The organism is Streptomyces sp. STAM6, from assembly GCF_054963715.1.
The window spans coordinates 101,099-124,569 of the sequence record NZ_JBUEFZ010000005.1; the positions used below are offsets into that span (position 1 = coordinate 101,099).

The window sequence follows — 23,471 nt, forward strand, 5'->3', positions numbered from 1 at the left end:
CGCATTTCGGAGTGTCGTGACGTTCTGACCCTGCGGCGCGTGCATCGTGTTTCACGTGAAACGTCGCTCACTGCTGCAGGGAATCATCAGCCGCGGCCGTGCGGCTGCCACGCCGCGCGATCGTAGGTCCCCCGAGAGGGCTACGGAGTTCTCCACAGAAGTGGATTCCTCCACAGAACCATGGGCCTCGCTGGTTCACGACCCCGAAAGCATGGCAGGCTCTGTTCATCGCGAGCCTGAAGCCGAGGAGAGTGAATCCTTGCGGTCCGACGCCAACATCGCGGGACCGATGACCGATCCGGTCCCCGGTCCCCGTACCGAATCGGCGGGGGAGGATGTTTCACGTGAAACACTGCCCCCGATGGACGACACCCCCATTGGTCGTGCTGCCCAACTGGCGGTAGAGGCTCTGGGCCGTGCCGGTGAGGGCCTTCCTCGGCCTGAGCAGACGCGCATCATGGTGGTTGCCAATCAGAAGGGCGGAGTCGGCAAGACGACCACGACGGTCAACCTCGCCGCTTCGCTGGCGCTGCACGGCGCGCGTGTTCTGGTGATCGACCTCGACCCGCAGGGCAATGCCTCCACGGCGCTTGGGATCGATCATCACGCGGAAGTTCCCTCGATCTATGACGTCCTGGTGGAGAGCAAGCCGCTCTCCGATGTGGTCCAGCCGGTCCCGGACGTCGAAGGCCTCTTCTGCGCCCCGGCCACCATCGATCTCGCCGGTGCGGAGATCGAGCTGGTGTCGCTGGTGGCGCGGGAGAGTCGACTGCAGCGCGCGATCCAGGCGTACGAGCAGCCGCTGGACTACATCCTCATCGACTGCCCGCCGTCGCTCGGTCTGCTCACCGTCAATGCCCTGGTGGCCGGTGCCGAAGTACTGATCCCCATCCAGTGTGAGTACTACGCGCTGGAGGGGCTCGGACAGCTTCTCCGGAACGTCGATCTGGTGCGGGGGCACCTCAACCCGGCTCTCCATGTGTCGACCATCCTGCTGACCATGTACGACGGCCGGACCAGGCTCGCCTCGCAGGTCGCCGAGGAGGTGCGCAGCCACTTCGGTGACGAGGTGCTCCGGACCAGCATTCCGCGATCGGTGCGTATCTCGGAGGCGCCGAGCTACGGACAGACGGTACTGACATACGATCCGGGTTCCAGCGGCTCGCTGTCGTATCTGGAGGCCGCCCGTGAGATCGCACTGCGTGGTGTCGGTATCCACTACGACGCCCAGCACGCCCATGTGGGCATCCAGAACAACCAGCACAGCATGGCGGAGGGGATCCAGTGAGCGAGCGACGTAGGGGGCTGGGGCGCGGGCTCGGTGCGCTGATCCCCGCTGCTCCCCAGGAACGGCCGGCGGCTTCCGTGGGGACGGGTTCCACCTCTCCCGGAGCCATCCCGGCTCTGACCGCGGAGCGTGGTGTGGCCGCCGCAAAGGTGGCGACTCTCCCGCAGAGCGCGGCGCCCGTGGATGCCGCTCTCCCGGCTCAGGAGCCCGACGTGGTGGCCGAGGTCGAGACGCCGGCCGGCGCGCACTTCGCCGAGCTCCCGCTGGACGCCATCACGCCCAACCCCCGTCAGCCGCGTGAGGTGTTCGACGAAGACGCCCTCGCGGAACTCGTGACCTCCATCAAGGAGGTCGGCCTGCTGCAGCCTGTCGTCGTCCGGCAGCTGGGCGCCGAGCGGTACGAGCTCATCATGGGTGAGCGGCGCTGGCGGGCCTGCCGCGAGGCCGGCCTGGAGCGGATTCCGGCGATCGTCCGTGCCACGGAGGACGAGAAGCTGCTGCTGGACGCCCTGCTGGAAAATCTGCACCGGGCGCAGCTGAACCCGCTGGAAGAGGCCGCGGCCTACGACCAGCTGCTCAAGGACTTCAACTGCACGCATGACCAGCTGGCCGACCGGATCGGGCGTTCGCGCCCGCAGGTCTCCAACACGCTTCGGCTGCTGCGGCTGTCCGCGCCCGTCCAGCGCAGGGTTGCCGCCGGAGTGCTCTCCGCGGGGCACGCCCGCGCACTGCTGTCGGTGGAGGATCCCGAGGCGCAGGACAAGCTGGCCTACCGCATCGTGGCCGAAGGTCTCTCGGTTCGTGCCGTCGAGGAGATCGTGACCCTGATGGGCTCCCAGCCCGCCAGCACGCCGAAGTCGAAAGGCCCCCGGGCCGGGACACGGCTCTCGCCGGCGCTCTCCGATCTTGCTTCCCGGCTCTCGGACCGCTTCGAGACCAGAGTGAAGGTCGACCTGGGCCAGAAGAAGGGAAAGATCGTCGTCGAGTTCGCCTCGATGGAGGATCTCGACCGGATCCTCGGCACCCTCGCCCCCGGTGAGGGACGGGTTCTGGAGAAGGGCCTTGCGGAGCAGGACGCAGAGGACGGCGACGGCTGAGTCCCTCTCGCAGGGCCTGAGGACAAGGAAAGGGCGGATCGCGTTCTGGAGTTCACCGGAATGCGGTCCGCCCTTTGGCCTCTTCCCGTATGCGCGTCATCGCCCGATCGATACGATGCGTTCTGGTATGCGCATCCGCCCGACCCACCGTGGAGGGAGAACCAGGCATGCGAGAGGTGAGCCGCAGCCAACTGGTGACAGCAGGCCTTGGACTCGGTGCGGTCGGTGGTTTCATCGGCAGCCTGCTCCGGGAACGGAGCGCGCTGACCGCCGCTCTCGGAGCGGCAGGCGAAGGAAGTGAGGATCAGCCTTCATGGGGCGTCGGCTCGTACCGCTCACGCTGGACAACCTTCCGGACCTCCCCAAGCGTTGCCGCGCGTGTGTCTTCTGGGAACTTGACCCGGTCAGTGGAGAAGCCGCTGTAAAGGCGGGCACTCCTGAGCTGGAGAAGGAGGCCTGGATTTCGGCCGTTCTTCTGGACTGGGGATCCTGTGGCCGTGTCGTCTATGTGGATGAGGTCCCGGTCGGCTTCGTGCTGTACGCGCCGCCCGCCTATGTGCCCCGCTCAACCGCCTTCCCGACGAGCCCCGTCTCGGCGGACGCGGTTCAGCTGATCACCGCTTGGATCATGCCGGGGTATCAGGGGCAGGGCCTTGGGCGGGTGATGGTGCAGACGGTTGCCAAGGATCTGCTGCGCCGGGGCTTCAAAGCGATCGAAGCATTCGGTGATGCCCGCTGGAAGGAACCGGCGTGTGTGCTGCCCGTCGATCATCTCCTCGCCGTGGGCTTCAAGACCGTCCGACCTCATCCCACCTCTCCACGCCTTCGGCTGGAGCTGAGGACGACGCTCTCATGGAAGGAAGATGTCGAGCTGGCACTCGACCGGCTCCTGGGTGCGGTGCAGAAGGAGCCGGTTCTGCGCCCCCTGTGAGAAGGGGCGGGCGGACAGCCGCACAGGGTCACAAACAAATGGGCCAACCCTCATGGGTTGGCCCATTCGTGTTTCACGTGAAACGGCGCGCAGTGGGTTACTCGGCGATGAAGTCCGCCAGGTCCCGCTCGATCGCGGCCTTCGGCTTGGCGCCGACGATGGTCTTGGCGACCTCGCCGTTCTGGTAGACGTTCAGCGTCGGGATCGACATGACGCCGTACTTCGCAGCCGTGCCCGGGTTCTCGTCGATGTTGAGCTTGACGACCTCGATCTTGTCACCGTGCTCCTTCGCGATCGCCTCGAGGGACGGTGCGATCTGGCGGCACGGACCGCACCAGGCGGCCCAGAAGTCCACCAGTACGGGCTTGTCGCTCTTGAGCACGTCCTCCTCGAAGGAGGCATCGGTCACGTTCTTCAGGTCGGCCACGGCGGCCTCCTTCACTTTCGCGGGGTGTAGGGGGGAGGGTCAGACTGCGGGGGTCTTCTCGGGCTCGGCGGCCTTCTCGCTGTCGGCCAGGGCGGCCAGGAAGCGCTCGGCGTCCAGCGCGGCGGAGCAGCCGGTACCGGCGGCCGTGATGGCCTGGCGGTAGGTGTGGTCCACGACGTCACCGGCGGCGAAGACGCCCGTGAGGTTGGTACGCGTGGAGGGCGCTTCCACCTTCAGGTAGCCCTCGTCGTCCAGCTCCAGCTGGCCCTTGAAGAGCTCGGTGCGCGGGTCGTGGCCGACGGCGATGAACAGGCCGGTGACCGGCAGCTCATTGGTCTCGCCCGACTTGGTGTTGCGCAGGGTCAGGCCCGTGAGCTTCTGCTCGCCGTGAATCTCGGCGACCTCGCTGTCCCAGGCGAACTTGATCTTCGGGTCGGCGAAGGCGCGCTCCTGCATGGCCTTCGAGGCCCGCAGGGTGTCACGGCGGTGCACGATGGTGACGGACTTGGCGAACCGGGAGAGGAAGGTCGCCTCCTCCATGGCCGTGTCGCCACCGCCCACCACGGCGATGTCCTGGTCCTTGAAGAAGAAGCCGTCACAGGTGGCGCACCAGGAGACACCCCGGCCGGAGAGCGCGTCCTCATTGGGCAGACCGAGCTTGCGGTGCTGGGAACCGGTCGTGACGATGACGGCCTTGGCGCGGTGCACGGTGCCGGCGGTGTCGGTGACGGTCTTGATGGCGCCCGACAGGTCGACCGCGACGACATCGTCCGGGACGAGCTCGGCGCCGAAGCGCTCCGCCTGGGCCCGCATGTTGTCCATCAGGTCGGGGCCCATGATTCCGTCGCGGAAGCCGGGGAAGTTCTCCACGTCGGTCGTGTTCATCAGGGCGCCACCGGCGGTGACCGCTCCCTCGAAGACCAGCGGCTTCAGGGATGCGCGCGCCGTGTACAGCGCTGCGGTATAGCCGGCCGGCCCGGAGCCGATGATGATCACATTGCGGACGTCGCTCACGGGTTTCTTCCTCGTCTCTGCAGACTGCCTACTGCCTACGGGGCCGGGTCACGGACTCTTACCCCACCTAACGGATCCTACGGGGCGTGCATTCCCGGGATGTCCGTGCGGCACGGCGGTGTCTGTCAGGGACGTGGGTAGGCCTGGCTCAGGAGAAGATCGCCCTTGCTCTTGGCGGTGCTGACGCAAGCCGCGTCCACGATGTAGGCCTCGACCTGAGTGGCGTCGGAGCGGTGCGGGAGAACCACCAGGTAGGCCTGACGGCCCTGGTACTCGCCCTCCTCCACAGCGATGGCCGCGTCCGGGCGCCCGGTCCCCGCCTGGACGCACGGCGGCACCTGGGTGAGGAGCGGAGTCGGCTGCGCGGGAGTCTCCTGGGACTCTATTCCGGAGCCTTCCTTCTCGGGGAGAGCCCTCTTCTTGCCCTGGGGCGGCACGGTGAGAAGCGTCTCGATGCGGCTCTCCAGTGAGGCGCCGGAGAACTTGGCAGCCGCGCTGACAGCCGTGTCGGTCTTCTTGTCCCCCGCGGTATGGGTCCCGGCTGGCTGAAGCACCTGGAAGAGGACCGCGGTCATCCCCGCGGCCGCGACACCCAGGAGAGCTCCCAGGACGGTACGGCGGCGTCGGCTCCGGGCGGGGCGCCGGCCGTTGGGACCGGTGGCAGCACGAGGACGGCCGGCGGGGCGGTCCGCGGGGCGGGCGGTGGCACGGTCGGCCGGGCGGTCACTGCGGAGCGGTTCGGTCGAGGAATCAGCGGTGGGCGCCGTTTCACGTGAAACATGCTCGATTTCCCGCGCCGCGGGCTCGGAGCTCTGCGGCGCCGTCGCGTTCAGAAGTGCCTCGGCAGCCAGAGCGGCGTCGATACGCCCGGCGACATCGGCGGGCATCCGGGCCGGTCCCGGCAGAGTGCCGAGCAGGCCTCGGATCTCTTCCAGAGAGGCCCGAACATCGGCGCACAGATCGCAGTCGTCCAGGTGTCGACGCACATCGGTGGTACGGGACGGGGACAGAAGCCCCTCGGTGAGGTCGGAGATCTCCGAGACGTCCGGGTGCTGAGCGGTGTCGGTCGTGGATGTCATGCGCGCCCACCTCCTCCCTTCACAGCGGCAGGGTCATTCGGTCCTGCGTCCCTTGGTCCCGACGCCGGTGGGACGGATGTCCCCGGCGTCCGGTTCCTTCCCCGGTCAAGACCGCCGCTATCCCCGGCGTCACCGCGCAGATGAGTGAGCATGGGCAGCAGCCGGGCACGGCCCCGGGCGCAGCGACTTTTGATCGTGCCTGTGGGAACGTCCAGCACCCGGGCCGCCTCGGCGACGGGATAGCCCTGCATGTCCACCAGGACCAGGGCGGCGCGCTGGTCGGCGGGAAGCGTGGCGAGCGCGGCCAGAAGCTCACGGTGGAGGTCCTGGCGTTCGGCGGGAGCCTCTGCCGACTCATGGGGTTCGAGAAGCTGCTCCAGGCGCTCCGTGTCGTCGACGGGTGAGGTCTTGCGGGAGGCGGCCTTGCGGGCGCGGTCGAGACAGGCGTTGACCGTGATGCGGTGCAGCCAGGTCGTCACGGCGGACTGTCCGCGGAAGGTGTGGGCACCCCGGAAGGCGGATACGAGCGCGTCCTGGACGGCGTCGGCGGCCTCCTCGCGGTCGCCGAGGGTGCGCAGGGCGACAGCCCAGAGGCGGTCGCGATGGCGGCGTACAAGCTCACCGAAGGCGTCCGGATCGCCGGCGACATGGCGGGCCAGGAGGTCCTGGTCGCTCATACCGCTCAGTGCGGCATCGTCCAATGGTGAGCCCCCTCCCCTGGTTCCGTCAGCTTGTGATCTTGATTTCGGAGACCCTGCCGCGCCAGCCGCCGTTGTCGGTGGGCAGCTCCGTGAGCCAGACGAGAACGTATCGTGTGGTCACGGGCTTGGAGGGCTTCAGCTCCACCTTGGTCCCGGAGCCGGCAGTGTGCTTGGTGAAGCCGTTCAGGCTTGTCGGGGCAGCCTGGGCACCGGACGGGGCCGCCCGGAGTTCCACGGACGTCTGACCGACGAAGGTGACGTTGACCGAGCCGACCGGCTGTTCCTTGCCGAGGTCGAGCACGATTCCGACACCCGGCTTCAGGTTGCCGAACTTCGCTCCGTAGTAGTTGTCCGTCTCCCAGGAGGAGTTCGGGTCGTTGTCGTAGGCGTTCTTTATCTTCTGTGGCTTCTCTCCGCTGCCGAACGGATCGAAGTCATGGGCATCGGCGATGGCGATCGGCAGGCCTGTCCGAGGTGTCGGCTTCTTTTCCTCCGGGGTGCTGGTCTGGGTCGTCCCAGGGTCCTCCGCACCCTTGTCGTGGTCGAGGAGCCTGTCGGCGACCTGCCAGCTGCCGAGCCCCAGGGCCGCGATGAGGAGGGCGGAAACCGCCCACTTGAGCACCTTGCCCGTACGGGTCTCCAGCGGTGCCGGCGGGATGGGCGTCGGCTGTGTCACCCCCGGGGCGGGGCGGGCCTGGGGCCGCCCGTAGGTGCCTTGCTGGTAGGTGGTGCGCTGGTATTCGGGCGCGGCCGGGAAGGCGGGCTCCGGCGGGCGGATGCGGGGCATCGCCGCGACGGCCTTGGCCAGCTCGTCCGGTGTCGTGCAGGCGGGCTCCTGGCGGGAGGCGGTCGCCCCGTCATTCGCCAGGGCGCGCATGGCGAGCTCCGCCAGGCCGCGGTGGACACCGGCCCTCACCTGGTCCGGAGCGATCAGTCCGACGCCCTTGGGCAGCCCTGGGAGTCCATAGGCGTCGCTCTCGTACGGCCAGCGCTGCGTGAGCGCCGCGTAGAGCAGCGCCCCGATGGCCTCGGTGTCCGTGCGCTGGGGCCGGTCGGCGCTGATGCCGCGCAGTGCGGCGTTCACGGCCAGCCCACGGATCCGGTACTGCCCGGTCGAGGTGCGCAGCACGGCGCTCGGGGTGAGCCTCAGATGCGCGAGGCCCTCGCGGTGGGCGGCGGCCATGGCCTGGGAGACCTGGCTGACGAGCTGGTAGGCGTCGTGAGCCTCCAGGGGGCCCGCGGCGAGCAGCGTGGTGAGCTCGGTGGCGTCCGGCAGCCATTCGTGGACGACGTAGACGAGTTCGTTCTCCTCGACCGCGTCCAGGACCTGGACGAAGCGGGGGTCGCCGAGCAGCGCCGACGAGCGTGCCGCGGCGAGAACCGAGCGGGCCCTCGGGTGGTCGGCGGGAAGCAGATGGACTCCGACGGCACGGCGCAGCTTCTCGTCGACGGCACGCCAACTGCTGAAACCGTCCAGACGGGTGACGCACTCCTCGAGACGGTAGCGTCTGGCGAGCTTGTGGCCACTGTGGAGTTCGGGTGCCGTGACGGCGGGCTGCTCCTTGGTTCGCTGGGCGCCCTTGGCGTCGCCATCGTTGTCCTGGGCAGACGTGTCCGCCGTTTCCTGCGCTTCCGCCACCCCGTCGGTCGCGGCCTGGTCCGCCTTGGCGGTCAGCGGGTCGTCACCGCTGTTGTCGGCCACGTCGACGGCAGCCGTGCTACGTTCCGCCACCGTCGTTCCTGCCTCCCCATCCGTTGCGCCATATCCAACAGCCATGCCAATTGTGCCCACAGTCCGCCGCTATGCACGACACGCGGTGGCCGACGATGGTTGTGCGGGACCGCGCACCTCAGCGGCCGAGCCTGCCACGGACCATCCCGACCATGGCGTTCATCTCGTCGATGCGCATCTTCCTCGCAGCGACGAAGAAGACGCCGAACAGCACCGCGCCGCCCACGAAGATCGCTGCCAGTGAGCCGAGCACGCCGTGGCCGAGGAACTTCAGCAGCAAGTACCCGACGGCACCGCTGAGAATGGCCGCCGGCAGCGAGGCGATGGCGAGCCGGGCGTACGTACGCAGGACGCGCGATCCGTCCAGGTCGCCGCCGAGCCGCTTGCGCAGCCGCTGCCACGCCACACCCACCCCGATGGCGTAAGCGAGGCCGTACGCGGCGGCCATGCCGGTGACGGCCCAGCGGGGAGACAGGAGGAAGTAGCAGGCCGCGGACGCTGCCGCGTTCATGGCGGCGACGATGACCGTGTTGTAGAAGGGCGTGCGCGTGTCCTCGTAGGCGTAGAAGGCACGCAGGACGACGTATTGCACCGAGTACGGGATGAGGCCCAGGCCGAAGGCCATCAGCATGTAGCCCATCGAGACGGCGCCTTCGCCGGAAGATCCGAAGATCAGGGTGCACATCGGAACGCCGAGTGCGACGAAGCCGAACGCGATCGGCACGATCGCGACGGCCGTCGTGCGCAGGCCCTGGGAGATGTCGTCGCGCACGGCGCCGCTGTCACCGTCGTGCGCCGAGCGGGAGAGCCGGGGAAGCAGGGCCGCCATCAGCGAGACCGTGATGATGGCCTGCGGAAGGCCCCAGATCAGCTGGGCGTTGGCGTAGGCGGCGAAACCGATACCGCTCTGTCCCGGAGCGTCGACGGTCGCCGCGGTGGCCAGCTGGGTGACGACGATCGCACCGGCCTGGTTGGCGAGCACGAACAGGATCGTCCACTTGGCCAGCTTGGCCGCCTTGCCGAGGCCGTGGCCCTTCCAGTCGAAGCGCGGCCGCAGCTTGAAGCCGGTCTCCCGCAGGTACGGGATCATCGCGAGCGCCTGGACGACGAGGCCGAGGAGCACACCGACACCGAGGAGGCGCTCGGCCTCCGGCGGGATGTTGGTGACGGTCATCCCCGAGTTGGCCGACGAGCCGTAGACCCCGATGAACATGCCCAGCGTCGCGATGATGACGACGTTGTTCAGCACCGGGGTCCACATCATCGCGCCGAACTTGCCGCGGGCGTTGAGGATCTGACCCATCACCACGTGGATGCCCATGAAGAAGATCGAGGGCAGGAAGTAGCGGAGCAGCGTGACGGCGACGTCGGTGGCGGCCGGATCGTTGGCGACCGGTACGGACATCACGCGGACCAGGTACGGCGCGGCGAAGACGCCCGCCACGGTGAGTGCCCCGAGCACAACCATGACGAGGGTGAGCAGCCGGTTGGCGTAGGCCTCGCCGCCGTCCTCGTCCTCCTTCATGGCACGCACCAGCTGGGGGACGAAGACCGAGTTGAGGCCGCCGCCGACGGTGAGGATGTAGATCATCGTCGGGATCTGGTAGACGACCTGGAAGGTGTCACCCAGCAGGCCGACGCCCAGTGCCGAGACGATCAGCGCGGAGCGGACGAAGCCGGTGAGGCGGGACACCATCGTGCCCGCTGCCATCACCGCGCTCGACTTCAGCAGCCCGGAGGCACGACCGCCCGACTTCTTGGGGGCCGTGGGCGCCGGGGGAGCCGGTTCCGGAGCGGGGGCGGGCGGTCCGCCCTGGCCCTGCTGGTCCCGGTACAGATGCGCGAAGACGTCCGGCTCCGGCGGCTCCTCGCCGGCCTGGGTCATCAGGTCGTCCACACCGGTGAACTGCACGGTGCGGGCGTCGTCACCGTACGGCAGGTGCCGCGAAGGGCCGTCCGGCTCGGGCGGTGGCGTCGGGGCCCACACACGGGGGTCGGGGGCGTGCTGCTGCACGGGGGGCTGCTGGTAGAGAGGCTGCGGCTCCGGATAGGTGCCCGGTGGCGGCGGCGGGTGTGCCGCACGGTCGTAGAGCGCCTCGCCGACCGGGTCCTGGCTGGAGAGGTCCTGCGACCGGTAGGGGTCGTGGTCGTAGGCGTCCTGGAGGTAGGGGTCCGGGGCCGGCTGCTGTTCGGGCGGGGGCACCTGACCCGGCACGGGCGGCGGCGCGGAGGGCATACCACCCGCAGGCGCGGCGTCGCCGCCCGCGCCCTGACCGCGGTCACCGTTGTACGGCGCGTTCATGGTTTACCCCACCTCATCGTCCCCGGCCGGCCGGCCACGACATCGCTCAACGGTCCACTTTCTCACCCGTGCCCGACGGGTCGGCGCTTTCGCCTCCGGTGTCCGGCGCAGGGTCACTCGGCTGCTCCGGATCGTCGCTCTCCGTCGCCGTACCGGTGGCTTCGCGGGCTGCCGCCCGCTTGCGCTGGGTGTACATCCTGATCCCGGCGAGGACGAGGAGCAGTACACCACCGGCGATGACGAGCATCACCGTCGGGGTGATCTCCGAGACCTTCACGGTGAAGTGCATGGGCTTGCCGTACGGCTTGCCGTCCTCCGTGTACAACTGGGCGGTCATCGGCACCGGGCCGTTGGCCGCGGCGGAAGCCGTGAACTTCACCGACTGGCTGTGGCCCCGGTCGATCCTGACCGGCTGCTCGGCGATGGTGTCGTCGTCGTTGAGCTTCAGACGGGTCGGCTTCGTAGAGGTCAGCCGCAGGACCAGGTGGTCGACGCCCTGCAGCAGCTTGTTCTGCACGGTCACCGGGATCGTCGCGCTGCGTCCCGACAGGGTCAGGTCCGACTTCTCGATCAGCTGGACCTCGGTGGTGAGGCTCCTGAGATAGCCGAGCACGCTGCCCCGGTACGCCTCGGAAAGCTCCGGGCGGCCGCGCCAGGAGGCCGACATCTCCCGGTTGATCGCGTTGCCGAAGGGTGTCACCACCCGGTACGGGGCAGTCAGGATGACCTTGAAGTTGTCCAGGGTCTCCTGGGTGGTCTTCATCTCCTGGAACGCCTGGACGGGCAGTTCCTGCCGGCGGAGTTTGGCCGGGTACTGACCGGCGCTGGGCACGCTCGTGGTGGCGTCGTCGTCGGGCTTGGCCGCGGCGGCCGCGATCAGGTCGACGGGCTGTGACCAGCGCTGGGCCGACAGCGCGCGCAGTGCGGTGGCCATCGACTGCGCCTGCATCGCGGTCGGCATCCGCTGGGGGGCGACGACGATGTTGCGCTGGTTGCCGGGCTGCTGCTGGGTGATGGTCAGCGTGTGCGCGAGGAACTTCTGGACCGCGAGGGTGGCATTGCCCGCCCTCGTCATGTCTCCCTCGAAGGCCGTGGACAGTGCGGCGTCGGAGACGACGGCCGTGGTGCCGCCGCCGATGGGGCGGGCGGCGTTCGGGGTGTAGGGGAGATTGTCGCGCAAGCTGTCGCTGCGGGCGATCACCTTGTCGGCCCCGGCCGAAGTCGCGACATCGACGATCGACGGGTCGACCGCGCCCTCCACCGGCCAGGTGAAGTCGACGGACGGCTTCACATGGAGGATCGTCTCGACGGTCGTCTCGGCGACTTCGGTGGCCGGCTGCAGATGGCTGAGGGAACCGGAGACGTCCTTGCCGCGGTGGGCGAGGGAGGCCAGATCGGGGTCGCCGTACGGCAGGGCGATGACCTTGCGGCCCTGTACCGCCTTGTCCAGCGCACTCAGCCACTGTTTCGCCACGGCCTGGTTCTTGCCGGGGACCTGGTTCGTTCCGTCCTTGACCTGGTAATTCCTGGTCATCGCGTCGACGGTGGCGAGCAGGTCCGGGTCGATCACCCAGGTGACGGGAAGTTCCGCTCCGAGGGAGACGAGCTGCTCCAGCCGGCCACCGGGGGCGAGCTCGGCAGCCAGCTTGTCGTCCTGGAAGACCGGGGTCTGCTGATCGTCGGAGCCGGTCTCGGCGGACAGATGGGTCGACGAGATCAGCGGCCAGAGATAGGTGAGCTGTGTCTTCTTGTCGGTGGCCTCGGGCTGCCAGGGCAGCAGGGTGCGCTCGATCCCCAGCATCTGGTCGTACGGTTCGCTCGGCGTGCGGCCCGAGAGCGAGACGCCGAGCTCGTAGACACCGTCCTCGTCGAGCGCGAGCTTGTCGACCGGCACGGCGAGGCTGAAGTCCGCGCTGAACCCTGAAGCCAGCTTCGGGATCTTGAACCTGTACGGGCCGCCGAGAGCGGCACCGTCGGTGCCCGGGGAGGGGCCGTCGCGGCGCGACGTCTCCTCGATCGCGTTCCGATTCGGCAGCCGGGAGCCGAGACGAAGGTCCACCGTCGCTTGGCTGACGGTCTCCTTGCCTTCGTTGGTCACCGTGCCGCTGATCGTGAGCGTGTCTCCCTTGGCCGGGACGCTCGGTGTGAGCGTGTCGAGAGACACATCGACGGAGCCGCTTTCCTTGGCTTCATCGGCGGATGCGGAGGGGGCCGCCGGGACGTACAGCAGACCCGCCAGGAGCGGCACGCTCGTGAGCACGGTGACCGTGCGTCGAAGCCATCGGCGGGCAGGAGAGGGATCCTTGCCCTGGAAGTCTGCCGCCTCGGCCACGCGCTCGCCCGTCCCTCGTCGTCTGTTGCCGTTGGTGGTTGTCGGTTCCTGCGTCCCCGCATGGTAACGAGGCGCGCCGGACCTAAGTGCCGCGCACTGCTCCACATGATCGGAGAGACGGCCGGCAGCCCAGCCCGTGCGGACTCCCCCCGGCGGCCGTAAACGGGGACGACCGCGGGAGCCGGGGCACGTACCCTTTTCTGTTGTGCCGAACGCCAACGAAGACAACACGACTGCACTGAGCCAGGTGCAACGCCGCGCGGTCAGTGAACTACTGCGCGTGTCCCCCGTCGCCGACGATCTCGCCGGCCGTTTCAAGAAGGCCGGGTTCAGCCTTGCCCTGGTCGGCGGCTCGGTGCGGGACGCGCTGCTCGGGCGGCTCGGCAATGACCTGGACTTCACCACCGACGCCCGGCCCGAGGACGTACTGAAGATCGTCCGGCCGTGGGCGGACTCCGTGTGGGAGATCGGGATCGCGTTCGGCACCGTCGGGTTGCAGAAGGACGGCCGCGTCGGAGACGGGGTGCAGCGCTTCCAGATCGAGATCACAACGTATCGGTCGGAGGCGTACGACCGGACGTCGCGCAAGCCCGAGGTGTCGTACGGCGACTCGATCGAGGATGACCTCGTCCGCCGTGACTTCACCGTCAACGCCATGGCGGTCGCGCTGCCGGAGAAGGAGTTCATCGACCCGCACGGCGGCCTCCAGGATCTGGCCGAGCGGGTCCTGCGGACCCCGGGTACGCCTCAGGAGTCCTTCTCCGACGATCCGCTGCGGATGATGCGTGCCGCGCGCTTCGCGGCGCAGCTCGACTTCGAGGTCGCCCCCGAGGTCGTCAGTGCCATGAAGGAAATGGCCGACCGCATCGAGATCGTCTCCGCCGAGCGTGTGCGGGACGAGCTGAACAAGCTTCTCCTCTCCGCGCACCCGCGCAAGGGGCTCGGGCTGCTCGTCGACACGGGTCTCGCCGAGCACGTACTGCCCGAGCTGCCAGCCCTGCGCCTGGAGAGCGATGAGCACCACCGGCACAAGGATGTGTACGAGCACTCCCTGATCGTGCTGGAGCAGGCGATCGCGCTCGAAGAGGAGGGCCCCGATCTGGTCCTCAGGCTGGCGGCACTGCTGCACGACATCGGCAAGCCTCGTACCCGGCGCTTCGAGTCGGACGGCCGTGTCTCCTTCCACCACCACGAGGTGGTGGGAGCGAAGATGACCAAGAAGCGGATGACCGCTCTCAAGTACTCCAACGACATGGTCAAGGACGTGTCCCGCCTCGTGGAGCTGCACCTGCGCTTCCACGGATACGGCACCGGCGAGTGGACCGACTCGGCCGTGCGCCGCTATGTGCGTGACGCCGGTCCGCTACTCACCCGTCTGCACAAGCTGACGCGCTCGGACTGCACCACGCGCAACAAGCGCAAGGCCTCTGCCCTGTCGCGGGCGTATGACGGTCTGGAGGAGCGCATCGCCCAGCTCCAGGAGCAGGAGGAGCTGGACGCGATCCGGCCCGACCTGGACGGCAACCAGATCCAGGAGATCCTCGGGATCCGCCCCGGGCCGGCTGTCGGCAAGGCGTACAAGTACCTGCTGGAGCTGCGCCTGGAGAACGGGCCCATGGAGCACGACGCCGCTGTCGCCGCGCTGAAGGAATGGTGGGCGAAGCAGGACTGACGCTTCCGGGTGCCTTGTTTCACGTGAAACAAGGCACCCGGTGCTGTGCGGCATGAGCGAAGGGGTGATGTTTCACGTGAAACATCGCCCCTTCGACGTGCTCGGCTACTTCTTGATTTCGTTGATGCAGAGGACGAACTGCTTGCCCGAGCTGCGTCGGGAGCCTCGCGTCTGCTCCGCGTAGCCGATGTCGGACTTGCCCTGGCAGCGGTCACGGTCGAGCGTGTCGGGGATGACCTCGACGACCTTGTACTTGGCGTCCGCGCCGCCGCAATCCACGACCTGGAGGTCCGGGTCCAGCTGTGTGCCGTTGTTCTTCATGCAGTCACCGGCCTCTGCCTGATCCGCGTCGTCCCGGCCGAGGAACCAGAACACCGCGCAGGCTATGAGTGCGAGCACCACACCGACGATCTTGATGATCTTCTTGAAGCCCATGCCACCGCGAGCCGGCGGTGGCGGCGGGGCAGGAGCCGACCACTGCTGCGGAGGCGGCGGCTGCATCTGCTGCTGCGGCGGATAAGGCTGCTGCGGAGCACCATAGGGAGGCTGTCCCTGATGGGGAGCGCCGTACGGAGGCTGTCCCTGCTGTGGGGGGTAGGGCTGTTGCTGCGGGTATCCATAGCCCGGACCCTGCTGCGGCGGATACGGCTGCCCGGGCGGGTATTGCTGGGGCGGCTGCTGCGCGTACGGGTCGGGGTGCCCGTACGAGCCGGGGCCTTGCTGGGGCGGATACGTCATTCTGGGAGTCCCCCGTGTGGCGTGTGAACGTCTTTTTGACGCGAGCACGCTATAGCAAGCCGCCGATGCGCCTCCAACGCAGCAGCATCACGGCAGTGGCGGCGTACAGCACCGAGACCATGACGACCAGCACCGTGGAGCGGCCGTCGGGCGGCAGCATCAGGGCGGCGACGCCGGCGGCGCCGACGAAGGCGGCGTTGTAGAGCACGTCGTAGAGCGAGAAGACGCGCCCCCGATAGGCGTCGTCCACGGTGGTCTGCACGGCCGTGTCCGTGGCGATCTTCGTGCCCTGGCTCGTCAGGCCCAGCACGAACGCGGCGACCAGCATCGGTACAGGCGCGAAGGGCAGTCCCAGGGCGGGCACCAGAAGGGCCGCGGAACCGGCGCACACCGTCATCCAGCCGTACTGGCCGAGCCGCCCGACCACCCAGGGCGTGAGTACGGCCGCGGCGAAGAAGCCGGCGGCGGAGAAGCCCAGAGCGAGCCCCAGCAGCGCCAGGCCCTCCCTCTCCGTGGAGCTCCAGGCGTAGCGGCAGAGCATCAGCACCGTCACTGTCAGGGCGCCGTAGCAGAACCGCGTCACCGTCATGGCGGCCAGCGCCCGTGAGGCCGGCCGTCGCTCCGCCAGGTGGCGGAGACCCTCGACCAGGCCGCGAGTCGTGGAGGCGAGTGCGGCGCTGAGCCGGGGCTGCAGCAGATCCGGGTCGGGCCCGAGGAGCTCCCGCCCCATGCGCAGGGAGGCGAGGGCCGAACACAGGTAGAGCACCGCGCCGAGAAGCACCACGGCGGCGTCGGAGTCGTCGGCCACCAGCCGGACGACGAAGGCGAGTCCCCCGCCCGCGGTCGCGGCGAGAGTGCCGGCCGTGGGGGACAGGGAGTTGGCCATCACGAGCCGGTCCCGGTCCACGACCCTGGGCAGCGCGGCCGACAGTCCCGACAGCACGAAGCGATTGACCGCGGTGACGGTCAGGGCGGACGCGTAGAGGAGCCATGTCGGTACGGAGGCGAGGATCAGCAGCGCGGTGCATCCCGCGAGGAGGGCACGCAGGAGGTTCCCGTAGAGGAAGACCTGGCGGCGCTGCCAGCGGTCGAGCAGCACGCCCGCGAAGGGACCGACGAACGAGTACGGCAGCAGCAGTACGGCCATCGCCGAGGCGATGGCCGCGGGAGAGGTCTGCTTCTCGGGCGAGAAGACGACGTACGTGGCCAGGGCGATCTGATAGACGCCGTCGGCGGCCTGGGAGAGCACCCTTACGGCGAGCAGGCGGCGGAAGTGCGTCAGGCGCAGGAGTACGCGCAGATCACGTACGACGGGCATGGCAGCAAGGGTCACATACGGCGAAGGTCCCCGGGCAGATGCCACGGGGACCTCCGAGGAGCGGCGGGCTCCAGGGCGTTGCTTTCGGATCTCGCCGGGCTCGCGAGCCCTGGCGCGCTCACCGGCCCGGCCTGATCCAGAAGAAGTGCCTAGCGCTCGACCTCGCCCTTGATGAACTTCTCGACGCTCGCGCGGGCCTCGTCGTCGAAGTACTGCACCGGCGGGGACTTCATGAAGTACGAGGACGCGGAGAGGATCGGGCCGCCGATGCCGCGGTCCTTGGCGATCTTCGCGGCGCGCAGGGCGTCGATGATGACACCGGCCGAGTTCGGGGAGTCCCAGACCTCGAGCTTGTACTCCAGGTTCAGCGGGACGTCACCGAAGGCGCGGCCCTCGAGGCGGACGTAGGCCCACTTGCGGTCGTCCAGCCAGGCCACGTAGTCGGACGGGCCGATGTGGACGTTGTTCTCGCCGAGGTCCCGGTCCGGGATCTGGGAGGTGACGGCCTGCGTCTTGGAGATCTTCTTGGACTCCAGGCGCTCGCGCTCGAGCATGTTCTTGAAGTCCATGTTGCCGCCGACGTTCAGCTGCATCGTGCGGTCCAGGACGACACCCCGGTCCTCGAACAGCTTGGCCATGACGCGGTGCGTGATGGTGGCGCCGACCTGCGACTTGATGTCGTCACCGACGATCGGGACGCCGGCCTCGGTGAACTTGTCCGCCCACTCCTTGGTGCCGGCGATGAAGACCGGGAGGGCATTGACGAAGGCGACCTTGGCGTCGATGGCGCACTGCGCGTAGAACTTCGCGGCGTCCTCGGAACCGACCGGCAGGTAGCAGACGAGGACGTCGACCTGCTTGTCCTTGAGGACCTGGACGACGTCGACCGGGGCCTCGGCCGACTCCTCGATGGTCTGGCGGTAGTACTTGCCCAGACCGTCGAGGGTGTGGCCGCGCTGGACGGTCACGCCGGTGCTCGGCACGTCGCAGATCTTGATGGTGTTGTTCTCGCTGGCGCCGATGGCGTCCGCGAGGTCCAGACCGACCTTCTTCGCGTCCACGTCGAAGGCGGCCACGAACTCGACGTCCCGGACGTGGTACTCCCCGAACTGGACGTGCATCAGACCCGGCACCTTGCCCGCCGGGTCGGCGTCCTTGTAGTACTCGACGCCCTGCACCAGCGAGGCGGCGCAGTTGCCCACGCCGACGATGGCTACGCGAACCGAACCCATTCCGGTTGCTCCCTGTGTGATCTCTCGAAGCCCTGCAGGTCGCAGGGCCTCACTTGGCGGTGTCGTCGGACGGATCCGGCCGGGTACTGCCCCCGTGCCGGGGCAGGCCGCCCGTTTCTCCAGATGTGTTGTCCTGCTGAGCGGAGCCGTCGGGCGCGGATCGTCGCTGATCCCGTCCCGCACGCTCGCTCTCGATGAGCTCGTTCAGCCAGCGCACTTCGCGCTCCACGGACTCCATTCCGTGTCGCTGGAGCTCAAGCGTGTAGTCGTCCAGGCGCTCGCGCGTACGGGCCAGGGAGGCGCGCATCTTCTCCAGACGCTCCTCCAGGCGGCTGCGGCGGCCTTCGAGCACCCGCATCCGCACCTCGCGCTCGGTCTGCCCGAAGAACGCGAAGCGGGCGGCGAAGTGCTCGTCCTCCCAGGTATCGGGGCCGGTGTGGGAGAGGAGCTCCTCGAAGTGCTCCTTGCCCTCCGCCGTCAACCGATAGACGATCTTGGCCCGGCGCCCCGCGAGCGAGGCGGCGAGGGCGTCCTCGGGCGCGCTGCCCGGTTCCTCGATCAACCAGCCGTTGGCGACCAGCGTCTTCAGGCAGGGGTAGAGGGTCCCGTAGCTGAAGGCCCGGAAGATCCCCAGCGAAGTGTTGAGCCGCTTGCGCAGCTCGTACCCGTGCATCGGGGCTTCACGGAGCAGTCCGAGGACAGCGAACTCGAGGATGCCGGAGCGCCTGCTCAATGGTCGCCTCCTCCGCCCTCGACGTCGCTTATGCCACCCTGATGTATCGACTCGATACATCCCGACGATAGAACGGCCGTCCTGTTGCGACAAGTGGGGCGATGGTGAACGGCGTCACATAGTCAATTCGCAGTAAACGACTTGCCTGATTTGGGGTGAAGTTCCGTACTAGGCAGGTTTTGACCGTGCGTAGTCTGTGCGGCATGCAGACCACCGGGAACCGTGTGACGTCAGGGGGCGTCCTCGTCCTGGGTGCATTGCGGATGAGCCCTGCATGGGGCATGTCCGTATCCATTTCGGGGGGACCGGAACTCAGCTGCCGCTTCCAGGCGTACTCGCCTGCCCGAGGAGTAGTCGTTCGATGAGCGAGCACCGTCGCAAACCGCCACAGCCGCAGGGTGGCGGACGTGCCGCGGCCAGGCGAGCCGCACAGCAGCCGCAGGGCCGCCGGGCGGCTCAGGCGAGGGGGGCCGGTACCGGGTCCCCTTCCGACGCGTATGGAGAGGAGCGCCCGTACGGGGGCCGCGCCGAGGCCCGCCGTGCCGCACAGCGCGGCGGACGCCGACGCGGTGCCGAGGGCGCCGGAGCGGGCGGCCCCGGCGGCCCCGGCGGAGGACGCCGCGGAGCCGGGGGCCACGACGGCGGTGCCGGCCGAGGCGGACGCCCCGGCAAGAAGCGGCTGATCGACTACCCGCGCCACGGCAAGTACGGGTGGCGCCGCTGGGTGCCCTCCTGGAAGCTCGTGAGCGGGCTCTTCCTGGCCTTCGCCGCCTCGCTCATGGGCGCGGCGACGATCGCGTACGCCATGGTGGAGGTCCCGAACCCGGACGAAGCCGCCACGGCGCAGAACAACGTCTACTACTGGGCCGACGGCAAGCAGATGGCCGCGACCGGTGGCGAGATCAACCGCCAGATCATTCCGTATGCCGACATCCCGGAGGAGATGCGGTACGCGGTGATCTCGGCGGAGAACAAGACCTTCGAGACCGACTCCGGCATCGACCCCATGGGCATCGGCCGTGCCCTGTTCAACATGGCGCGGGGCGGTCAGACGCAGGGTGGCTCGACCATCACCCAGCAGTACGTGAAGAACAACCGGCTCAACGACCAGTCGCAGACGCTGACCCGTAAGTTCAAGGAACTCTTCATCTCCATCAAGGTCGGCAACGAGGTCAGCAAGCCGGACATCATGGCGGGCTACCTGAACACGTCGTACTACGGCCGCGGCGCGTACGGCATCCAGGCCGCCGCGCGCACGTACTACAACAAGGACGCCAAGGCCCTGAACGCCAGCCAGTGCGCGTTCCTCGCCACGCTGCTCAAGGGCTCGACCTACTACGACCCCGCCGGCGCGACCGAGATCGACCCCGACGCCACGCCCAAGGGCAACACCGAGCGGGCCACGAAGCGCTGGCAGTGGATCCTCGACGAGATGGTGAAGGACGGGCACCTCGACGCCGCGCAGCGCGCCACGATGACCAAGTTCCCGAAGCCGCTGCCGCCGAAGAAGGCCGCGACGCTCGGCGGTCAGGTCGGCTACCTGGTGGACCTCGCCAAGGCGTACTTCATCAACAACAACGACCGGGGGATCACGGCGGAGGACCTCTCCAAGGGCGGCTTCCAGATCTACACGACGTTCGACCGGGAGAGGACCAAGGACCTCGAGAAGGCCGTCACGAAGGTCTACAACGCCAACATCGATCCCAAGAAGCGCCCGGACACGGATACGCACGTCCAGTTCGGTGGCGCCTCGGTCAACCCGAAGAACGGCGAGATCGTCGCCGTCTACGGTGGTTCCGACGCCACCAAGCACTTCACCAACAACGCGGACCAGACCGGTGCCCAGGTCGGGTCGACCTTCAAGCCGTTCGTACTGGCCGCGGCGATGCGTGACGGTGTCCGCGACCCGAACGGCGGCGAGGTGCAGGGGCCGGACGAGCGGACCCGGATCGACCCCGACAAGACGATCTACAACGGCAAGAACAAGCTGAAGATCAAGCAGTACGACGGCAGCGTCTGGCAGGACGAGAACGGCAAGGAGTGGCTCCAGACCAACGACGGTCAGGAGAGCTACAAGAACATCAACCTCCGCGAGGCGATGATCCACTCGGCGAACTCCCCGTTCGTCCAGCTGGGCATGGACGTGGGCATCGACAAGGTCAGGGAGGCCGCCGTCGACGCCGGTCTGCGGGAGAACAGCCTCAGCAAGGCGAACGTGCCCGCCTTCTCGCTGGGCATCTCGTCCCCGAGCGCCATTCGCATGGCCGGTGCGTACGCCACCTTCGCGGCCAACGGCGAGCAGCAGGACCCGTTCTCGGTCCGTGAGGTGAAGCGCGACGGCCAGACGGTCTACAAGCACGAGACCCAGTCCAAGTCCGCGTTCTCCAAGGCCGTCGCCACGAACGTGACCGATGTGCTGCGGGACGTCGTCGAGGACCCCGAGGGCACCGGTAAGAACGCCCGTATCCCGGGTCGTGACGTGGCCGGCAAGACCGGTACCACCGACGGCAACAAGTCCGCCTGGTTCGTGGGGTACACCCCGCAGCTGTCCACCGCCATCGACATGTACCGGATGGACGACAACGCGGACAACAAGGACCGCAAGTTCCTCGAGATGTACGGCACCGGTGATCAGGACAAGATCCACGGTTCGTCGTTCCCGTCCGAGATCTGGCAGAGGTACATGTCGGCGACGCTCGAGGGCGAGAAGGTCGAGCGGTTCGACGAGCCGGAGGACCTGGACGCCGAGGGCTGGTTCGGCGGCGGAGCCGCGAGCCCGAAGCCGACGCCGTCCGACACCCCCTCGGACACGCCGTCGTCGCAGACGCCGTCCCAGACGCCGTCGCAGACGCCGCCGTCCAAGAGCCCCAAGCCGGGCCAGTCCTGTGATCCGTTCGACTGGGACTGCAACGACACCAATGGTGGCCAGCAGAACGGTGGCACCGACACCGGTGGTACCGACACGACGGGTGGGGAGATCGACGGGGGCACGACCGGAGACATCACCACCAGTCCGTCGCCATCAACAGCGGGCACCACCAGTGGCAATGGCAACGGCAATGGAAACGGCGGTAGCTGGTTCGGCGGAACGGACGGTTAGCGCACGAGGCACCGAGGGCCGCCGTGCCCCGCGTCACGCGGGGCACGGCGGCCCTCGCCGTTTGTCCACGGGGTCGTCCGCCGGTACCTCCGCGCCCCTTCCGAGACCCTGCGCGTCCGTGGTTGTCCACAGGCCGCACAGATCCACAGGCCCGTACGGCAGGATGTCCCCATGCCGAGCCCACACAAGACGAGCGCGCACCAGGACCTGCCCGTCGTGCCCCCGACCCGGCGGGACGAGGTCGCGGCCGCGGGAAGTGAGCTGATCGGTGGCCCCATCGGGCGCTGGGCGCGGCTGGGCAGCAGTCCGCTCACACCCGTCAGGGTGGTGGCGCTGGTCGTGATCGGTATGTTCGCGCTGGGCATGGTGCAGAAGATCCCCTGCTACAACTGGGCATGGTTCCGGGGCACCAGCTCGCAGTACACCCACGCCTGCTACTCCGACATCCCGCACCTCTTCCTCGGGCGCGGCTTCTCGGAGGGGCTGATCCCCTACTTCGACCGGCTCTCCGGCGACATGGAGTACTTGGAGTACCCGGTGCTGACCGGCCTGTTCATGCAGGTCGCGTCCTGGATCTCGCCCGGCGGCGGCGATCTGCAGCACCGCGAGCAGATGTACTGGATGATCAACGCCGGCATGCTGATGATCTGTGCCGTCGTTCTCGCGGTGTGCGTGGCCCGCACCCACCGGCGCCGTCCCTGGGACGCCCTGCTCGTGGCCCTGGCGCCCGCCCTCGCGCTGACGGCCACGATCAACTGGGATCTGCTGGCCGTCGCGCTGACCGCCGCCGCCATGCTGATGTGGTCCCGCGGGCGCTCGCTCGCCTTCGGCATCCTGCTGGGCCTCGCCACAGCCGCCAAGCTCTATCCCGTCCTGCTGCTCGGGCCTCTGCTGATGCTGTGCTGGCGAGCCTGGAAGTGGCGGGAGTTCGGCGCCGCGCTGCTGGGCACGGCCGGCTCATGGCTCCTGGTCAACGTGCCGGTGATGCTGCTGGCCCCGGAAGGCTGGAAGAAGTTCTACGCGTTCAGCCAGGAACGGACCGTCGACTTCGGTTCCTTCTGGCTGATCATCACGCAGCGCACCGGCGAGAACATCGAGGTCGAGGCGGTCAACACCTACGCGATCCTGCTGATGGTGCTGGCCTGTGCGGGGATCGCCGCGCTGGCGCTCACGGCGCCGCGCCGGCCCCGGTTCGCCCAGCTGGCGTTCCTGGTGGTGGCGGCGTTCATCCTCACCAACAAGGTCTACTCGCCGCAGTACGTCCTGTGGCTGATCCCGCTCGCCGCCCTCGCCCGGCCCCGCTGGCGGGACTTCCTGGTCTGGCAGGGCTGCGAGGTCCTGTACTTCCTGGGCATCTGGATGTACCTCGCGTACACCACGAGCGGGAACAAGCAGGGGCTGCCGCCGGAGGGGTACCAGTTCGCGATCGCCCTGCACCTGGCCGGGACGCTGTTCCTGTGCGCCATGATCGTCCGGGACATCCTGCTGCCCGAGCGGGACGGCGTGCGGCGGGACGGATCGGACGACCCGTCCGGTGGCGTCCTGGACGGTGCCGACGACGTCTTCGTCCTCGGACGGGCCGCGCACCCGCCGCAGCACGCCGCACACGCGGTCGAGGGGCCGCGTGTGGAGTGGGGCGTCGTACGGGAGTGAGCCGGCCGCCCCTCGTCACGCCGGCCGCCCCTCGTCACGCCGGCCGGGCCTCAACACGCCGGCCGGGGCACGTCACGCCGGCCCGGCCTCGGCGCGGGCCGGTGGCGGCCCCGGGAGTGCGG

General features: G+C 68.5%; 17 protein-coding genes. 6 read left to right on the top strand and 11 right to left on the bottom strand.

The window, feature by feature from the left end:
- Positions 1–211: 211 nt before the first annotated feature.
- From ACY34K_RS09055 to ACY34K_RS09065, 3 genes are all read left to right on the top strand, one after another.
- Positions 212–1,288, top strand: coding sequence for a ParA family protein (locus ACY34K_RS09055; protein WP_462745844.1), 1,077 nt, complete (start codon positions 212–214; stop codon positions 1,286–1,288).
- Positions 1,285–2,385 (top strand): ParB/RepB/Spo0J family partition protein, encoded by a 1,101-nt coding sequence (locus ACY34K_RS09060; RefSeq protein WP_462745606.1) that lies wholly within the window; start codon positions 1,285–1,287, stop codon positions 2,383–2,385. Before ACY34K_RS09055 ends, ACY34K_RS09060 begins: the two co-directional genes overlap by 4 nt.
- Positions 2,386–2,698: 313 nt before the next feature.
- Positions 2,699–3,316, top strand: a complete 618-nt coding sequence (locus ACY34K_RS09065; protein ID WP_462745608.1) for a GNAT family N-acetyltransferase — start codon at positions 2,699–2,701, stop codon at positions 3,314–3,316.
- Between the two features lie 97 nt (positions 3,317–3,413).
- On the opposite strand, the gene trxA is transcribed toward ACY34K_RS09065, so the two are convergent.
- The 7 genes from trxA to ACY34K_RS09100 form a co-directional block, all read right to left on the bottom strand.
- Positions 3,414–3,743, bottom strand: coding sequence for a thioredoxin (trxA, locus tag ACY34K_RS09070; RefSeq protein ID WP_462745609.1), 330 nt, complete (start codon positions 3,741–3,743; stop codon positions 3,414–3,416).
- Positions 3,744–3,782: 39 nt separating this feature from the next.
- The gene (gene trxB, locus ACY34K_RS09075) at positions 3,783–4,757 is read right to left on the bottom strand and encodes a thioredoxin-disulfide reductase (protein WP_462745610.1); all 975 of its coding nucleotides are present in this window, start codon (positions 4,755–4,757) and stop codon (positions 3,783–3,785) included.
- A gap of 125 nt (positions 4,758–4,882) precedes the next feature.
- Positions 4,883–5,836 (bottom strand): anti-sigma factor, encoded by a 954-nt coding sequence (locus tag ACY34K_RS09080; RefSeq protein ID WP_462745611.1) that lies wholly within the window; start codon positions 5,834–5,836, stop codon positions 4,883–4,885.
- Positions 5,833–6,513 (bottom strand): RNA polymerase sigma factor SigM, encoded by a 681-nt coding sequence (gene sigM, locus ACY34K_RS09085; protein WP_462745612.1) that lies wholly within the window; start codon positions 6,511–6,513, stop codon positions 5,833–5,835. The genes ACY34K_RS09080 and sigM overlap by 4 nt, the downstream gene beginning before the upstream one ends.
- A gap of 49 nt (positions 6,514–6,562) precedes the next feature.
- Complete coding sequence (locus tag ACY34K_RS09090) at positions 6,563–8,269, bottom strand: protein kinase family protein (protein WP_462745613.1); 1,707 nt, start codon at positions 8,267–8,269, stop codon at positions 6,563–6,565.
- Positions 8,270–8,387: 118 nt separating this feature from the next.
- The gene (gene murJ / locus ACY34K_RS09095) at positions 8,388–10,571 is read right to left on the bottom strand and encodes a murein biosynthesis integral membrane protein MurJ (RefSeq protein ID WP_462745614.1); all 2,184 of its coding nucleotides are present in this window, start codon (positions 10,569–10,571) and stop codon (positions 8,388–8,390) included.
- 46 nt (positions 10,572–10,617) lie between these two features.
- Positions 10,618–12,903 (bottom strand): DUF6049 family protein, encoded by a 2,286-nt coding sequence (locus ACY34K_RS09100; protein WP_462745615.1) that lies wholly within the window; start codon positions 12,901–12,903, stop codon positions 10,618–10,620.
- A 205-nt stretch (positions 12,904–13,108) separates the two neighbouring features.
- Here ACY34K_RS09100 and ACY34K_RS09105 point away from each other — a divergent pair, with 205 nt between their 5' ends.
- Positions 13,109–14,575 (top strand): CCA tRNA nucleotidyltransferase, encoded by a 1,467-nt coding sequence (locus ACY34K_RS09105; protein ID WP_462745617.1) that lies wholly within the window; start codon positions 13,109–13,111, stop codon positions 14,573–14,575.
- A 105-nt stretch (positions 14,576–14,680) separates the two neighbouring features.
- Here ACY34K_RS09105 and ACY34K_RS09110 read toward each other — a convergent pair whose 3' ends face one another.
- The 4 genes from ACY34K_RS09110 to ACY34K_RS09125 all read right to left on the bottom strand — a co-directional run bounded on the left by ACY34K_RS09110 (position 14,681) and on the right by ACY34K_RS09125 (position 18,596).
- Positions 14,681–15,010: an LppU/SCO3897 family protein gene (locus ACY34K_RS09110; protein ID WP_462745618.1), complete on the bottom strand. Its 330-nt coding sequence runs from the start codon at positions 15,008–15,010 to the stop codon at positions 14,681–14,683.
- 352 nt (positions 15,011–15,362) lie between these two features.
- Complete coding sequence (locus ACY34K_RS09115) at positions 15,363–16,631, bottom strand: MFS transporter (protein ID WP_462745619.1); 1,269 nt, start codon at positions 16,629–16,631, stop codon at positions 15,363–15,365.
- Between the two features lie 149 nt (positions 16,632–16,780).
- Positions 16,781–17,863 carry an inositol-3-phosphate synthase gene (locus ACY34K_RS09120; protein WP_462745620.1) on the bottom strand — a complete coding sequence of 361 codons (1,083 nt, stop codon included), beginning with the start codon at positions 17,861–17,863 and terminating at the stop codon, positions 16,781–16,783.
- A gap of 49 nt (positions 17,864–17,912) precedes the next feature.
- Entirely contained in the window at positions 17,913–18,596 is a 684-nt protein-coding gene (locus ACY34K_RS09125; protein ID WP_462745621.1) for a PadR family transcriptional regulator, read from the bottom strand.
- Positions 18,597–18,957: 361 nt separating this feature from the next.
- Here ACY34K_RS09125 and ACY34K_RS09130 point away from each other — a divergent pair, with 361 nt between their 5' ends.
- On the top strand, positions 18,958–21,696 hold the full coding sequence (locus ACY34K_RS09130; protein ID WP_462745622.1) for a transglycosylase domain-containing protein: 2,739 nt from the start codon (positions 18,958–18,960) through the stop codon (positions 21,694–21,696).
- Between the two features lie 171 nt (positions 21,697–21,867).
- On the top strand, positions 21,868–23,349 hold the full coding sequence (locus ACY34K_RS09135) for a glycosyltransferase family 87 protein (protein WP_462745623.1): 1,482 nt from the start codon (positions 21,868–21,870) through the stop codon (positions 23,347–23,349).
- Positions 23,350–23,471 lie beyond the last annotated feature (122 nt).